Genomic DNA, 15,828 nt, shown 5'->3' on the forward strand with positions numbered 1-15,828 from the left:
CGCTGCGCGACGCCCCACACTGCGGCCATCGCTCACGTACTCAGGGGAGGGGCACGATGGACTCAGTCACGCAGCAAGGCGGCCCGGACGAGGTTGTCACCTTGGTGGTCAAACACCGCATCAAACCCGGCCACGAAGCCGACTACGAAGCCTGGCTGCGGCGCATCGTGCGCATTGCCGGCGAGCGCCCCGGCCACCTCGGCGTTGACGTGGTGCGCAGCAAGCAGGGCGGCCTTGCGTTGTTCACCTGCGTGCTGCGTTACCGCTCCACCGAAGACCTGGAGCGCTGGCTCGATTCGCCGCAGCGCCTGGAGCTGATCAACCAAGCCGCACCGATGCTGGCCGACGGCGACCAGACCGAAGTCGGCGCGGTCAACGAGTTCTGGTTCTCGCCCCTGGCCGATGCTGCCGCCAAGCCGCCGCGCTGGAAGCAGGCGGTGGTCACGCTGCTGGTGATCCTGCCGCTGACCTTGCTGGTACCGATCATCTGGGGCCCGGTACTGAGGCTGCATCCGTTTCTCTCCAACTACATCGTCGCCACCTTCCTGGTCACCCTGACCATCGTTGTACTGGTGGTTTACCTGCTGATGCCGGCGGCCACCCGCCTGTTCGCGCCCTGGCTTGAAGCCTCTGTAAAGGAAACCCTATGAACGCCGATCTGATTCTGTTCAATGGCCAGTTCCACACCGTGGACCGTGAAAATCCCCGCGCTACGGCAGTCGCGATCCACCAGGGACGTTTTGTCGCGGTGGGCACCGACGGCGAAGCCATGGCCCTGCGCGGCAGTGGTACCCAGGTCATCGACCTCAAGGGTCGCACCGTCATCCCTGGCCTTAACGACTCGCACCTGCACCTGATCCGTGGCGGCTTGAACTACAACCTTGAACTGCGCTGGGAAGGCGTGCCGTCCCTGGCCGATGCCCTGCGCATGCTCAAAGACCAGGCCGACCGCACGCCCACGCCGCAGTGGGTGAGGGTGGTGGGGGGCTGGAACGAATTCCAGTTCGCTGAAAAGCGCATGCCCACCCTCGACGAACTCAACCAGGCCGCCCCCGACACGCCGGTGTTCGTGTTGCACCTGTATGACCGCGCCTTGCTCAACCGCGCGGCCCTGCGGGTGGCCGGCTACACCAAGGACACACCGAACCCGCCCGGCGGCGAGATCGTGCGCGACCACAACGGCAACCCCACCGGCATGCTGGTGGCGCGGCCCAACGCGATGATTCTCTACGCGACCCTGGCCAAGGGCCCGAAACTGCCTCTGGAATACCAGGTGAATTCCACCCGTCAGTTCATGCGTGAACTCAACCGCCTAGGGCTGACAAGTGCCATCGACGCCGGCGGCGGTTTCCAGAACTACCCCGACGACTACGCAGTGATCGAGCAGTTGGCCAAGGACCAGCAACTGACCGTGCGCATTGCCTACAACCTGTTCACCCAGAAGCCCAAGGAAGAACTCAGCGACTTCAAGAACTGGACCGGCAGCGTGACCCTGCACCAGGGCGACGACTACCTGCGCCACAACGGCGCCGGCGAGATGCTGGTGTTCTCGGCGGCCGACTTCGAAGACTTCCTCGAACCCCGCCCGGACCTGCCGCTGACCATGGAGCAGGAGCTGGAACCGGTGGTGCGCCACCTCGTAGAACAGCGCTGGCCGTTCCGCCTGCACGCCACCTACAACGAGTCGATCTCGCGGATGCTCGACGTGTTCGAGAAGGTCAACCGCGACATCCCGTTCAACGGCCTGCCGTGGTTCTTCGACCACGCCGAAACCATCACCCCGCAGAACATCGAGCGGGTGCGGGCGCTGGGCGGCGGTATCGCAATCCAGGACCGTATGGCGTTCCAGGGTGAGTACTTTGTGGAGCGCTACGGCGCCAAGGCTGCCGAGGCCACGCCGCCGATCAAACGCATGCTCGCCGAGGGCGTGCCGGTGGGCGCTGGTACCGACGCCACCCGGGTGTCGAGCTACAACCCCTGGACCTCGCTGTACTGGATGGTCAGCGGCCGCACCGTGGGCGGGCTGGAACTGCACGCCGAGGGTTTGCCCCGGCTGACCGCCCTGGAACTGTTCACCCACGGCAGCGCCTGGTTCTCTTCCGAGCAGGGCAAGAAAGGCCAGATCAAGGTCGGCCAATTGGCGGACGTGGCGGCCCTGTCGGCGGACTTCTTCAGCGTCGACGAGGAAGCCATCAAGTGGATCGAATCGGTGCTCACCGTGGTCGGCGGCAAAGTGGTCTACGGCGCCGGCGACTTTGAAGATTTCGCGCCGCCTCGCGTGCCCGTGCTGCCGGACTGGTCGCCGGTGGTCAAGGTGCCGGGCCACTGGCGCCCGACTTCACCGCTACAGGCCCAGGTGCACCAGTGCAGCGGCCCCTGTGGTGTGCATTCCCATAGCCATGAACGGGCGCGTCTCTCGAACGCGCCGGTCAGCGACTTCCAGGGTTTCTGGGGCGCGTTTGGCTGCTCGTGTTTTGCCTTCTGAATCTAACCCCAAAGGAGTGTTCCCATGACTTACAAACGCCTGAACAAAGACGACGCCGTGGTCCTGCTGGTGGATCACCAGACCGGCCTGATCTCGCTGGTGCAGGACTTCTCGCCCAACGAGTTCAAGAACAACGTGCTGGCCCTGGCGGACCTGGCCAAGTTCTTCAAGCTGCCGACCATCCTCACCACCAGCTTCGAAAACGGCCCCAACGGCCCGATGGTGCCGGAGTTGAAAGAACTGTTCCCGGACGCGCCGTACATCCCGCGTCCTGGCCAGATCAACGCATGGGACAACGCGGACTTCGTTCAGGCGGTGAAAGCCACCGGGCGCAAGCAACTGATCATTGCCGGTGTGGTGACGGATGTCTGCGTCACCTTCCCGACGCTGTCCGCCCTGGCTGAAGGCTTTGAAGTGTTCGTGGTCACCGATGCGTCGGGCACCTTCAACGAAACCGTGCAACAGGCCGCCTGGGCGCGGATGACGGCTGCTGGTGCGCAGCTGGTGAACTGGTTTTCGGTGGCCTGCGAGCTGCAAGGGGATTGGCGCAACGACATGGAAGGCCTGGCCAACCTGCTGTCGCCGCGCATTCCAAACTATCGCAACCTGATGAACAGCTATTCGGCGCTGGCGGCCAAGTAAACCGCTCCAGAGGACACCAAAAATTCCATGTGGGAGCCGGGCTTGCCCGCGATAGCGGTGGATCAGTCAAAGCTGATGTCGACTGATCCACCGCTATCGCAGGCAAGCCAGCTCCCACATTGGATTTGTGGTGCCGGGACATACCGGCTATAAAACAGCCCAGCGTCCACCGAGAAGCGACAATGAACCCCTTCGAAGACATGCGCCTGTTTTGCCAGGTCATGGAATCCGGCAGCTTCACCGCCGCCGCCGAACACCTTGGCCTGTCCAAGCAATTTGTCAGCCGCCGCCTGATCCAGCTGGAAGAGCGCCTCGGCGTACGCCTGCTCAACCGCTCCACCCGCCGCCTGGACGTCACGCCCCTGGGCCAGAGTTACTACGAATCCGCCCTGCGCCTGCTCAGTGAGGTCGAGCAAGTGGAGCAAGGCATCGCCGGGCAAAACACCGACCCCCGAGGCACCATCCGCCTGAGCGCACCGTTGTCGTTTGCCATGGCGCACCTGGGCAGCCTGTTGCCGTTGTTCCTGCAACGCCACCCCCACGTCACCGTGGAAGTCGACCTCAGCGACCGCCCGGTAGACCTGATCAGCGAAGGCTACGACCTGGTGCTGCGCATCGGCACCCTGGAAGACTCGACCCTGATCGCCCGGCGCATCGCCAGTGTGCAGCGCGTCTACTGCGCCAGCCCGGACTACCTGGCCCTCCGCGGTACGCCGCAGAGTCCCGATGACCTGGCCGACCACGAATGCCTGCCTTACGGCCATGGTCGCCAGGTGCAATGGCACTTCAAGGTCGATGGCAAACCCCACACACGAAACGTCAGCGGACGCATGCGCGTCAACAACGGTGAGCTGCTGCGGGACGCGGCGATCGCCGGGTTGGGTATCACGTATCTGCCGAACTTTATCGTCGCCCAAGCCTTGCAGGACGGCCGGCTGGTGGCGCTGCTGGAAGACACTACGCCGGAGTCCCTGACCCTGTCAGCGGTGTACCCCCAGCACCGCCAGAGCTCGCGCCCGGTGCAGGCGTTGATCGAGTTTCTGCGTGAGCGCCTGGCCGGCGGTTGTTGAGTCAGAACGCGTACTGCACCCGGCTGTAGTAATACCCGCCGGTAAACCCGAACGGCGAATAGCTGCCCCAGTTATCGCCGAACGAAGAGTTCTTCACGCCGATATGATCCGGGTATTTGTCGAACAGGTTCTGCGCACCCACGGCCACTGTCAGCTGTTTGGTGATTGCATAGGCCACATCGAGGTCGGTGATCCATTTGGCCGAATACGTGCGGTCCAGGCTCGGGTCGCTGGAGCTGTTGACCTCGGTGTAGGTGCCGTAGCGGGTCAAGCGCAGGTTGACGTCGAAGTCGTGGATCGCCCAGTCGGCGGAGAAGATCATCTTGCTGCTGGGTGAGGTCTTGGTAATCAGCGCCCGGGACTGGCGGCCCATCAACTGGAAGTCGCCCAGGGCGGCGAGCTGCGCCGGGGTGTCGTTGACGCTGAGGATTTGCGTGTGGTTGTAGTTCAGCGCCGCGGTCCATTTCACCGAGCCGTAGCGGTCGAGGTTTTGCCGGTAGTTGCCCACCACGTCCACCCCGGAGGTGCGGGTGTTGGCGCCGTTGGTGAAGTACTGCGCGCCGGCGGTGGCCGGTACGCCGATGCCGTCCAGCAGGGACGCAATGCCCGGGCCCTGGAAGCGCTCGCTGAGTACCAGGCGGTCCCGCAGGTTGATCACGTAGCCGTCCACCGTGAGGCTCAAGTCATCGCTTGGGGTAACGGCAAACCCGAGGCTGAAGTTGGTCGAGCGCTCCGGCTTCAATGACTTGGCACCCAAAGCCTGGGCGCCGGCGGAATCCACCGGCAGGATCACGTAGTTGTACGATTGGTACACGCCATTGATGGTGTCGAACCCGGTGGAGCGCGCCGTGAAAATCTCGTTGGCCAGGGACGGCGCACGAAAACCGTTGCTCACGGTGCCGCGCAGGGCAAACACCGGGTTGAACGCATACCGCGTGCTGAGCTTGCCGCTGCGGGTGCCGCCGACGCCTTCGTTGTAATGCTCGTAGCGCCCGGCCACGCCGACGTACCACTGCTCGGTGGGGTAGAACCCGAGGTCGACATAGCTGGCGACGCTGTTGCGGCTGACCTTCTGCGCGTCTTCGGGGCGGATGCCGTTGGTGACCTGGGCCCCCGGATCGGGACGCTGCCCGGCCCGTGGATGGCCCGCCGGGAACACGTAGCCGCCATCGATATAGGAGGCCTCGGAACCGGCGCGGGTCTCGTAGCTTTCGCGCCGGTGCTCCAGGCCGAACGCCACGTCCAGCGGCTTGGCCAGGCCGATCTCGTAGGTGTTTTTCAAGTCCAGGTTGGTGGTGAGCTGGTCGGCAATATAGATCCCGGAGGTGAACCTGTTCGGCGTGCTTTCACCCAGGGACGGGTTCTGGTTGTCGTAGGTACGCTGCTTGGCATAGTTGCGCCCGTAGGTGCTGCTCAAGTCCCAACCCCAACCGCCGCCGAGGTCGTTACCCTTGGCACCGAAGGCGGATTGAAAGTCGGTCTCGTTGACCAGCCAGTACGGGCTGTAGCCATTGAGATAGCCATTGGGCCCGGTGGTGATGGTGTTGCGGCCATTGGGCAGGCGGAAGTTCTGGCCGTCGTTGTTCTCCCGGGTGGCCAGGGTGGAGAACGAGTACAGCGTCAGGTCGTCGTTCAGGGGCAAGTCGAGGTTGTAGGCGACGTCAGCCAGTTGGCTGCGGGGCGAGCCGTAGCCTTTGTAGGTATGGTGGCTGGAAGTGGCTTCACGCGGGTCGGGTGAACCATCCGCCAGCGGATAGTAATGGGTGCTGTAGCCGTTGCTGCCGGCCTTGTTGTCGCGCTCCTGGTAGCGGGTATCGAGGGACACGTTGAGCACCCCGGCTTCGCCTACCTGGAAGCCATAGTTCAGGGCCTCCTGGCCGGTGCCGCGCTTGCCGTCGTAGTTCTGGCCCAGGGTGGTGTCGGAACTACCGCCGGTGGTCTGCTTGAGGATGATATTGATCACCCCGGAAATCGCATCCGAACCGTACTGCGCCGCCGCACCGTCGCGCAGCACTTCCACATGGTCGATGGCGGCCACCGGGATCAGGTCGAGGTCGCTGGGAGCGGCGCCGCTGTTGATGCCGTTGATGTTCAGGGTGGCGCTGGTGTGGCGCCGTTTGCCGTTGACCAGCACCAGCACATGGGAGGCGGTCAAGCCGCGCAAGGTGGCCGAGCGCACCACGCCGCTGGCATCCCAGCCGGCGCGGTCGGGCAGGTTGAACGAGGGGATGAGCTTGCCCAGGGCTTCCAACAGGCTCGGCTTGCCCACGGCCCGCAGCTGTTCGCCGCTGATCACATCAATGGGCGTGGGGCTGGTGGTGACGGTACGTTGTTCGGCGCCACGGTTGCCGGTGACGACGACGGTGTCGAGGGTGGGAGAGCGGTCTTCGGCGGATTCGACGCCGCAGGACGCCAGGCCGCACGCCAGCGAGAGCGGCAGCAATAAGGGACGGCTATGCATGAGAGTGAAGCTCCTTGATCCCGGATCGATCCTTGGGTCAGCGTTTGCGCGCGGCAACCGCTTCGATTTCTACCAGCCCGCCGGGCAATGGCAGGGCGACGACTTGCACCGCGGTGCGTGCCGGTTTTTTCGGCTGCTCGGCACTGCCGAAGAACGGCGTGTAGCCTTCCTGCAAGCCGGCAAAGTCGAGCTTGCCGCCCTTGGCGGGATCGCCCACCAGGAATATCCGCAACTGCACCACATCCCCCAGATCCAGGCCCTGGCTTTGCAGCACGCCCTTGAGCTTATTGAGGATCGACGTGGTCTGGATGGCCGTGTCGCCATAGGCTGCAAACGAGTCTTTCGGTGCCTTGGGATCATGCAGGTCGGCCAGCAAGCCGCTGACAAACAGCAGTTCGGTCTGCGGTGGTACCGACACCGCCAGTGAGATCGGGAAGTTCGAGTTGGGCAGCGGCACGCGCTTGATCTCATCGGCGTGGGCGGCGAGGGTGGTGGCGGTCATCAGCAGTCCTGCAAAAAAAGTTTTCATCGATCATTCCTTGAGTGAGCAATTTCAGGCGGCGACGCCCGGTTGCTGGCGTTCGGCATGGCGGCCGATCAGCGAGACGATGCGCCGTGCCGAATCGGCGGCGCTGTTCTGCCAGATGCCGACACCGCCGTGGGCGAGGGCGTCGCTGGCCAGGTAAGTACGGCCCTGGGGCTCGTTGAGCAGGCGGTAGGCGCTTTCGCCGACTTCGTCGTTAACGATCCACGGGCCTTTGCTGTAGCTGACTTTCGACCAGTTGATCGCCACCGGCTTCTGCAGTTTTGCGCTGTGGCCGGGATGCAACAGTTCCACCGCCTGGCGTGAAGAGGCGAACTGTTCGGCCAGGGATTTCTGGCTGAAGGCCTGGGCCGATTCGCTGGTGTTGTAGGCCGCCACCAGAATCCCATGGGCGCTGTTGAGGCGGTCGCTGGGGTACCACAAGCCTTTGACTTCATGGTCGAGGTACGACAGGCCGCCATAGATGTTGAAGTCGGTTTCCCAGAAGCGCGGCGTCTGCCAGGCCACCTTGTTGGCCTGGTCGCTTTGCGCGGTCTGGATCGCCTGCTTGAACGGCGGCGTGAAGTTGCTCGGCAGCTTCGCCAGCAGTGGCAAGGGCACGGTGACGATGGCGTAGTCGGCGCTCAAGACCTGGGTCTTGCCGCTGATACGGTCGCGGTAGCTGATTCGGCTGCCTTGTTCGGACGTCTGGATATCACTGACTTCAGCGTTGAAGCGCACCGCGTCCTTGAGGTGTTCGTAAAAGGCATAGGGAATGCGGTCCATGCCGCCCACTGGCTGGAACATGGTGGATGAAAACTCCGGGATTTCATCGAACACCAAGGCGCCCCAAAGCTTGGGGTTAAGCAGGGTTTGCAGCTCCAGTGGCGCGCGTGTCACGCCAGTCTGGTCGCCAGCGCCAGGCACGCGGGTGTAGCCGGAACGCACCGAACCCTTGTATTGCAGGTCGCCGTTGAGGTCGCCGTACACTTTGAGGAAACTCAGCAACGCTTTGCGGTCATCCACGCTCAGGTCCTGGTCCAACGCCTTGCGGCTGACTGTGCGGGCCAGGAGTTCCGAGAGCTGGCCACGGGTGTCATTGACCGCCTGGCGCAACTGGAACGCCGGCTGTTGCGTATCCGGCCGGGCCAGGGCGTTGCGGCTGCTGTTGACCAGTACTTGCAACTCCACGCCCAGCTCGCGGCAGTAGCCGAGAATCGTCTGGTGGTGGCTGGGAATACGCGCAGGGCCGGCGTTGAAAAACTGCCCGTCATCAAAGTCGACGGTCTGGCTGATGCCGTCGTCGAAGTCGACCCTGGTGCCTCGGCGCAGGGTCCAGTTGCGTCCACCCACCCGGTCGCGGGCTTCCAGGATCGTCACGTTGAACCCGGCCTTGCGCAGCTCATAGGCGCTGACCAGCCCGGAGATCCCGGCGCCGACCACCACCACGTTCTTGCCTTTGCCGGTGCTGCCCAATTGCAGCGGGGTAAAGCTCGATGCCACCGCCTGAGGCGTCAGCCCCAGCGCGCCCAATGCGCTGACAGCGGCGGAATAACCGCCCACGGCGGCAATACGGGAAATCAGTTCTCTGCGGGTAAAAGCCATGATTCGCTCCTTGAGATAGCGGTTTGTCAGAGGTCGTAGCGCACGGTCAGCAACAGGGTTCGCGGGTCGTTGACCGAGTAGTAGCGGGCGCCGCTGGAAGGCACGTAGCCCACCGACTGCGGGTAGGCGCGGTCCAGCAGGTTTTTCACCGCGAGGGTGGTGGTCCAGTGGCCGTCGCCGCTGATGTAGCGGGTGTTGGCGTTCCAGAAGGTCTGTTGCGGGATTTCCTGGATGTCGTCATTCAGCGCGTTGGCATAGGACTTGGTCTGGAACTGCGCATCGGTGCCTGCCAGCCAGGTGCCGGGCAGCCCGGCGGGAATGGTGTAGTTGAGGCCCAGGCTGGCGTTCCAGCGTGGCGAGAACACCAGCTGCTTGCCGTTGGCATCCACCCCCGCGCCGCTGGCGTTCTGGAAGTCGTCGTACTTGCTTTGCAGGTAGCCGACGTTGGCGGTCAGTTGCAGGTCGCGGCTCAGGGCCGTGAGGGTTTCCAGCTCCACGCCGTAGGTGTGGGCGCGGCCGACGTTGGTGCGCAGGCTGACCCCCAGCGCCGGGTCATAGGCGTTGGTTTGCAGGTCTTTGTAGTCGTTGTAGAACACCGCGACGTTGGCCCGCAGGCGTTGGTCGAAGAAGTCGCCTTTGACCCCGGTTTCCCAGGTGGTCACATCCTCCGGGGAGAACGCCTGTTCGGCGGCGGCCTGGGTCGGTGCGCGGTTGTCGTAGCCGCCGGCCTTAAAGCCTTTGGCGACATAGGCGTACTGGTTCAAGTGTGGGGTCCAGGCGTATTCGAAGCCGATTTTCGGGCTGGTGGACTGCCAGGATTTGCTCGACTCGGCGGTGAAGTTGGTGCCGGTGATCTGCCGGTCGGTGTTGATCGCGTAGTTGGTGAAGTCGAAATTCTTGTGTTCGCGGGTAAAGCGCAGGCCGGCGATCAGCGACAGTTGCGGCGTCAGCTTGTAGGTGCCCTGGCCGTACAGCGCGTAGCTTTCGGTGTTGGTGGTGCTGTATTGGCCCTGGCCGATCACCCGGTTGCGGGCGACGGAATAGGTGAGGTTGTCGCGGTCGGCGTCGAACTTCTCGCGGTACAGGTACACGCCGGTGCTGAAGCTGAAATCGTCGTAGTCACCGTTGAGCTGGAATTCCTGGGTGGCGTAGTTCTGCTTGTACAGGATCAGGTTGTTCTGGATCAGCGCGGCTTGCCCTGAGTTGTCGTAGTCCACCGGTTGGTGGAACGCCGAGTAGGCCGTCACTGATTTGAAGTTCAGGTTGTCATTGATCGCGTAAATCGCCCGCAGCACCGAGCTGCCCTGGTCCAGGCGGTTTTTCGGGTCGAGGCTGCTGTAGCTCTTGAACTTGTCGAAATGCCCGTTGGCGTCGAAGGGCGTATAGCTGGTGGTGTCGCCCCGGTCGAAGGTACCGGCCAGGGTCAATTGCACATCCCAGGGCGAATCCACCGGCTTGTAGCGCAGCTTGCCGCGATAGGACTGGATGTCGACGTTGTTCACGTCCTTGCCCCGGGTGGGATCGGACACGGTGCCGTCGCGGCTCAGGCGGATAGCGGAGAAACTGCCGAACAGCGCGTTGTCTACCAACGGGCCGCTGATCAGCAGGCGTGCGTTCTGGGCGTCGTAGTTGCCGGCGCCCAGCTCTACAAAACCGCGGGTTTCCTGGGTCGGGTCGCGGGTGATCACCCGGATCGCACCGGCGCTGCTGTTGCGCCCGTACAGCGTGCCCTGGGGGCCACGCAGCACCTCGACGCGCTCCACATCGTTGAAGTCGAGCATCGAGGAAATCGCACGGGGGATGTACAGGTCATCAGCGTAAACGGCGACGGCGGCTTCCTGAATCGGGTCGGTTTCACCGATGCCGCGGATGCCGTAGGTCTGGGCGCTGTAGGAGATCGACTGGCGGCTGAGTGTCAGGTTCGGTACCTGGCCCGCGAGGTCGCGCACGCTGTTGATTTGCTTGTCTTCCAGGGCCTTTTCATCGAACGCGGAAATCGCCAGCGGGGTTTTTTGCAGGTCTTCGCTGCGGTGCTCGGCGGTGACGTTGACCACCGGCAGGGCGGTGTCGTCGGCATGGGCGGCGAGGCCGAACAGGGCGAGGGAAATGGCCAGTGTCAGGCGATTGGGTACGGCGGTAGGACTCATGATGGACCCCTGAGGTGGTTGACGGTTTAGGCAAAGTCGGGCCTCCACCTGGTCAGGGGTCGGTATTGGATGTAACAGTATTTGTATAAATGCTGGGCGTAAAAGTCCGATTAGTTATAAGTTAATTATAAAAAATGGGTATGTAGTGGTTTGTTTGTGATGCGTAAGGCTGATGATATTTTTCAGCTGATGAAAAACAAATGTGGGAGCGGGCTTGCCCGCGATAGCGGTAGGTCAGTCACATTGATATCGACTGATCCATTGCTATCGCAGGCAAGCCCGCTCCCACATTTTGATTTCTGTTCGGCTTAGTAACCGCGTTGGGTGTTGGCGAGGTTCTCCAGCGGCAGATCACTCAGATACCTTTCCAGGTTGCCCAGAAAACTGTCCGCAATATCATGTCGGCTATTGGTCGAAATCGCCGACGTATGCGGCGATACCCTGACCCTCGGATGGCCATACAGCGCATGCCCATCCGGCAACGGTTCCGGCTCAGTCACGTCCAGCGAAGCCAGCCCAAGACGGCCGCTGTCCAACGCCTCCAGCAGCGCCTCATGATCCACCAATCCTCCCCGGGCAATATTGATCAGGTGCAACCCTGGCTTGGCATTCTCCAGCGCCTCCCGATCCACTATATGTCGCGTGGCCTCGGTCAGTGGCGCGGCCAGCACCAGGTGGTCGGAGCGAGCAAACAGATCATGGATATCCAGCGCCGCCTCCACACCCTCCACGTCAAACGGCGTGTCACTTTGGCGTAATGCCACGATCTTGATCCCCAATCCATGAGCTTTTTGCGCCAGGCTACGGCCAATCGCACCAAACCCCAGAATCCCCAGGGTGGTGCCCTTGAGCGGGCGCAACGCAGTGAACTGCCACTGCGAATCCTGCACCCAGATGTCCGGCAAGTGCTTGGCTGCCGCGAAGATCGCTGCCAGGGCGAACTCCGCGATGTTCTCGGCGGCGCTGCCCCGCGAGGTGCTCACCGGCGGCCCGTTGAACAGCCACTTGGGGTAGAAGTCGATACCTGACGACACCACCTGAATCCACTGCACACCATACGGCCAACCCGGTGGTGGTGTGTCCGGGGCGGTGTAGCCACGCACGTTGATCGGTCGGGCCAGCAGGATATTGGCCTGGGGCGGCAAGTCGCTGGGCACGCCGGCGGGTACACCGATGACCTCGGCGCCAGGGTGCGTCAGGGCCAGGCGCTGGCGGATCACTTCATTGAAATCTTCGTCCAGCTGGCTGGCGATAATCACCTGGCTCATGTGCGTTCCTTCTGACGTTGCGCGAAGACGGCTTTGCCGACGCCCTGCAGCACGGCGTCGTTCTGCGGTGTATGCACGCGGCTGCACAGCACGTCGCGGTAATGCCGTTGCAGCGGGCTGTGGCGCGACAGGCCGGGATTGCCGGAAGCCTCGATGGCCAACTCGACGGCGCGTATCGCGTTGCCGGTCACCAGGTATTTGATCTGCGCGGCATTGGCCGCCGGGGTGTGCCCGTCGGCGGCGGCATCCAGCAGGCTGCGATTGGCAAACAGCAGGGTGTCGATATGCCCGACGGTCTCCTGAAAGCGCGGCAAGGTCGACAGCGCTGCGCCGAGGTTGGAGGGCTTGCGCTGTTCCAGCCAGTCCACCAGCCAGTCGCGCGCCGCCTGGGCCACGGCGTCGTACACGGATGAGAGCAGCACCGACATCCACAGGAAACCATCGCCGTCCAGTTCGGCCTGCGGCGCGCTCCAGGGGCTGACGCTGACCGCGTGGTCCAGCGGCACCAGCACGTTATCGAACACCACTTCGTGGCTGCAGGTGGCGCGCATGCCCAGGTGGTCCCACGTATCGATAATGCTGATGCCGGGGCTGCCCTTGGGCACCAGCCAGGCACCCACCAGCGGGTCTTCATCGCTGCTGCGGGCCCAGACGCTGAACCACGTCAGGCCGTGGCTGCCGGTAGAGTAGATTTTGCGCCCGCTGATGCGCCAACCGGCGGCGGTACGCCGGGCGATGGTCGCTGGCAGCCCGCCACGGGCCGGGGTGCCGAGGTCGGGTTCGACGCGCAGGGCATTGATCAGCGCCCCATTGCGCACTGCGTCTTCGGCGACCTGGGTGCGCAGCGCGGGCGGCCAGGTTTTGCTGTCTTGCAGGCGCGTGTGTTGCAGGTACTGCATCACCAGGATCAACGCGGTGGAAGGCTCGCCCTTGGCGATGGCACTGATGGCCTTGCGTGCCTGGGCGAGGTTGGCACCGCCACCGCCGAGGGCCTTGGGCACGGTCAGGGCGACGAGGCCGTGTTCGTGCAGCAGTTTGAAGTTGTCGTGGGGGAAGGTGCCGCTTTCATCATAGAGCGGCGCGGTGGCGGCGAGCTGGCTGCCGAGGCGTTCCAGCAGCGCTTCGAAGTTGGCCACTTCCACGGAGCGCAGAAGCGGCGGTTGTTGAGATGAAAGGCTCATTATCGGTGTACTCGGTCAAAATGTGGGAGCGAGCAAGCCCGCTCCCACATTGGCTATTCGGCGTTTTCGAAGGGTGGTTATATCGGCAGCAACTTGAACTGCCGGTCCCACAACGGGCTGACATCCAGCCGCTCGCTCAACACCCCGGCATTGAAGAACAGGTCGGCGACTTCCTGCTGCGAAGCGATGGCCTGGTCGTTCACCTCGATCACGCTGTAAGGCTGACTGCGGTTGTTGTACACATCGAGGAACACCGCCTTGTCCACCCCCAGCAACTTCGCCGATTTCTCGGCCCACGGCTCGGGGTTGTTGTTCATCCATTCCAGGGTGCGGGCTTGACGCTGCAGGTAATCCTGGATCGCCTGTTTGCGCAGCGGGTCTTCCAGGGCTGCGGGGCGGGCGCCGATCAGGTAGTTGCCGGAGAGGTAGCCAAGGGCGGTTTTCAAGACCCGGGCACCGCTGCGGAATTTCGCCAGTTGGATAAACACCCCGTAGATCACCCAGGCGTCCAGCTGGCCGCTCTGGAACGCGCTGAAACCATCCTGCGGCGTCAGCGCCACGGGGGTGATGTCGTTGAAGGTCAGCCCTTGCTCCTTCAAGGCCTTGATCAGAAAGTAGTGGGAGGTGGTGGAGCGTACGTAGCCCACACGCTTGCCTTTAAGCTGAGCGATGGATTCAATTTTCGACTCCTTGGGAATCAGGATCACCTGGTTATTCACGTCGCCTTGCAGCACCGCGATCAACTTCGGCTCGCGGTGGCTCTGGATTGAAAAGATCGGCGGGATCTCACTCATGCCGCCAATGTCCAGGCTGCCCGAGGCCAGCGCTTCGACGATCAGATTGCCGCCGGCAAACTCGGCGTAGTCGACCTTGTAGGGTGTGTTGGAGGTGCCGGCGTCGTCGGTGAAGTACGAGTCCTGACCACGGTAGGTGGCGACAGCCAGGGTCAGGTCCGAGAGCTTCGCAGGTGCAGCGAAAGCCCGTGGCACCAGCGAGGCGAGGCCCAGCGCGCCAAAGGCAATCGAACTGGCGCCCAGGAAGCCGCGACGATTGAACTGTCCGTGTTTGATCGTGTTCGTCATGGTCGTGCCCTGGTCAGATGGCGATCTGTGTGGGTTGGGTTTCAAGGGCGGCGCTGTAGCGGTTGGCCGGCACGTCCAGGCCAAGGTTTTCCCGCAGGGTGACGCCGCTGTATTCACGGCGGAACAGACCGCGTTGTTGCAGGACCGGCACCACCTGTTCGGTGAAGTACTGCAGGCCGTCGGGCAGCAGTGAATTAATGATGAAACCATCGGCGGCACCCGCTTCGAACCAGGTCTGGATCGCGTCTGCGACCTGCTCCGGGGTGCCGACGAAATCGCGCTTGGGCCGGGAGAAACGCAGGGCCACTTCCCGCAGGGTCAGGCCTTCATCCCGAGCCAATTGCTTGATGCGGTCGGAGCCGCCTTTCTGGCTGTTGGAGCCCAGGTCGCCGAGTTCCGGGAAGGGTTCGTCCAGCGGGTACTTGCTGAAATCGTGGTCGTTGAACGGGCGGCCCAGGGCGACGATTGCGTCCTCGACGGTCACCAGCTCCACGGCTTGCTGATAGCGGCGTTCCACCTCAGCTTCGTCGCGGCCAACAATTGGCCGGATGCCCGGCAGGATCGACAGTTGATCGGCATCGCGACCGAAACTGCGGGCGCGTTTCTTCAAGTCCTGGGCGTAGGCTTTGGCTTCGTCGAAGGTCTCGGCGTGGACAAAAATTGCGTCGCTGTACTCGGCGGCAAAATTGCGCCCGTCCTCGGAAGTGCCCGCCTGGAAAATCACCGGCTGGCCCTGGCGTGACCGGGCGATATTCAGCGGGCCCTTGACCGAGAAAAACTCGCCCTTGTGCCCCAATGCATGCAGCTTGCCGGGGGTGAAGAACTCGCCGCTTTGCTTGTTGTAGGCGAAGGCATCGTCTTCCCAGGAATCCCACAGGCCCTTGACCACATTCACGTGTTCCTTGGCGATGCGGTAGCGCACGGCATGGGGCGGGTGTTCGGCCTTGCCGAAGTTGTCGGCAGTGCCGCTGAGCCATGAGGTCACCACGTTCCAGCCGGCGCGGCCGCCGCTGATGTGGTCCAGGGAGGCGAACTGGCGTGCTACCTGGAACGGTTCGGTGTAGCTCACGGTGACGGTCGCCACCAGGCCGATATTCGAGGTCAAGGCGGCGAGGGCCGAAAGGATGGTCAGGGGCTCAAAACGGTTGAGGTAATGGGGGCTGGATTTCTCATGGATATGCAGGCTGTCGGCGATGAAGACGAAATCGAATTTCGCACCTTCGGCCAGTTGCGTTTGATGCTTATAGAACCCGAAGTTGACGCTGGCATTGGGTTGCGCCTGCGGGTGGCGCCATTCGCCCCAGCCGTGACCGACGCCGTGCACCATGGCACCGAGTTTCAGTTGGCGTTTGCTCATGTTCTTT

At 63.1% G+C, this 15,828-nt stretch carries 12 protein-coding genes; 4 read left to right on the top strand and 8 right to left on the bottom strand.

The features are described 5' to 3' along the window. The first annotated feature begins 56 nt into the window (after nucleotides 1-56). The 4 genes from JFU58_RS18475 (at nucleotide 57) to JFU58_RS18490 (ending at nucleotide 4,197) form a co-directional block, all read left to right on the top strand. A complete protein-coding gene (locus JFU58_RS18475; protein ID WP_177026518.1) occupies nucleotides 57-650 on the top strand; it encodes an antibiotic biosynthesis monooxygenase in 594 nt (197 codons plus the stop codon). Next, complete coding sequence (locus tag JFU58_RS18480; RefSeq protein ID WP_201141545.1) at nucleotides 647-2,485, top strand: amidohydrolase; 1,839 nt, start codon at nucleotides 647-649, stop codon at nucleotides 2,483-2,485. The genes JFU58_RS18475 and JFU58_RS18480 overlap by 4 nt, the downstream gene beginning before the upstream one ends. A 24-nt stretch (nucleotides 2,486-2,509) precedes the next feature. After that, nucleotides 2,510-3,127: an isochorismate family cysteine hydrolase YcaC gene (gene ycaC, locus JFU58_RS18485; protein ID WP_093198011.1), complete on the top strand. Its 618-nt coding sequence runs from the start codon at nucleotides 2,510-2,512 to the stop codon at nucleotides 3,125-3,127. A gap of 182 nt (nucleotides 3,128-3,309) precedes the next feature. After that, entirely contained in the window at nucleotides 3,310-4,197 is an 888-nt protein-coding gene (locus JFU58_RS18490) for a LysR family transcriptional regulator (RefSeq protein WP_201141547.1), read from the top strand. Between the two features lies 1 nt (nucleotide 4,198). Here the strand turns inward: JFU58_RS18490 and JFU58_RS18495 are convergent, their stop codons facing one another. From JFU58_RS18495 to JFU58_RS18530, 8 genes are all read right to left on the bottom strand, one after another. Continuing rightward, nucleotides 4,199-6,658, bottom strand: a complete 2,460-nt coding sequence (locus tag JFU58_RS18495) for a TonB-dependent receptor plug domain-containing protein (RefSeq protein ID WP_201141549.1) — start codon at nucleotides 6,656-6,658, stop codon at nucleotides 4,199-4,201. A gap of 37 nt (nucleotides 6,659-6,695) precedes the next feature. Further along, nucleotides 6,696-7,187, bottom strand: coding sequence for a RidA family protein (locus JFU58_RS18500; protein ID WP_201141551.1), 492 nt, complete (start codon nucleotides 7,185-7,187; stop codon nucleotides 6,696-6,698). A gap of 24 nt (nucleotides 7,188-7,211) precedes the next feature. Continuing rightward, entirely contained in the window at nucleotides 7,212-8,786 is a 1,575-nt protein-coding gene (locus JFU58_RS18505) for a flavin monoamine oxidase family protein (RefSeq protein WP_201141553.1), read from the bottom strand. Between the two features lie 26 nt (nucleotides 8,787-8,812). Then, nucleotides 8,813-10,933 carry a TonB-dependent receptor gene (locus JFU58_RS18510; RefSeq protein WP_093197993.1) on the bottom strand — a complete coding sequence of 707 codons (2,121 nt, stop codon included), beginning with the start codon at nucleotides 10,931-10,933 and terminating at the stop codon, nucleotides 8,813-8,815. 308 nt (nucleotides 10,934-11,241) lie between these two features. After that, on the bottom strand, nucleotides 11,242-12,201 hold the full coding sequence (locus tag JFU58_RS18515; RefSeq protein ID WP_063031019.1) for a D-isomer specific 2-hydroxyacid dehydrogenase family protein: 960 nt from the start codon (nucleotides 12,199-12,201) through the stop codon (nucleotides 11,242-11,244). Then, the gene (locus tag JFU58_RS18520) at nucleotides 12,198-13,382 is read right to left on the bottom strand and encodes an acyl-CoA dehydrogenase family protein (protein WP_201141555.1); all 1,185 of its coding nucleotides are present in this window, start codon (nucleotides 13,380-13,382) and stop codon (nucleotides 12,198-12,200) included. Before JFU58_RS18520 ends, JFU58_RS18515 begins: the two co-directional genes overlap by 4 nt. A gap of 77 nt (nucleotides 13,383-13,459) precedes the next feature. Further along, complete coding sequence (locus JFU58_RS18525; protein WP_201141557.1) at nucleotides 13,460-14,464, bottom strand: ABC transporter substrate-binding protein; 1,005 nt, start codon at nucleotides 14,462-14,464, stop codon at nucleotides 13,460-13,462. A 13-nt stretch (nucleotides 14,465-14,477) separates the two neighbouring features. Beyond that, a complete protein-coding gene (locus JFU58_RS18530) occupies nucleotides 14,478-15,821 on the bottom strand; it encodes an LLM class flavin-dependent oxidoreductase (RefSeq protein ID WP_063031014.1) in 1,344 nt (447 codons plus the stop codon). Nucleotides 15,822-15,828: the final 7 nt, after the last annotated feature.

Source organism: Pseudomonas sp. TH34 (genome assembly GCF_016650865.1).
Taxonomy (GTDB): domain Bacteria; phylum Pseudomonadota; class Gammaproteobacteria; order Pseudomonadales; family Pseudomonadaceae; genus Aquipseudomonas; species Aquipseudomonas yamanorum.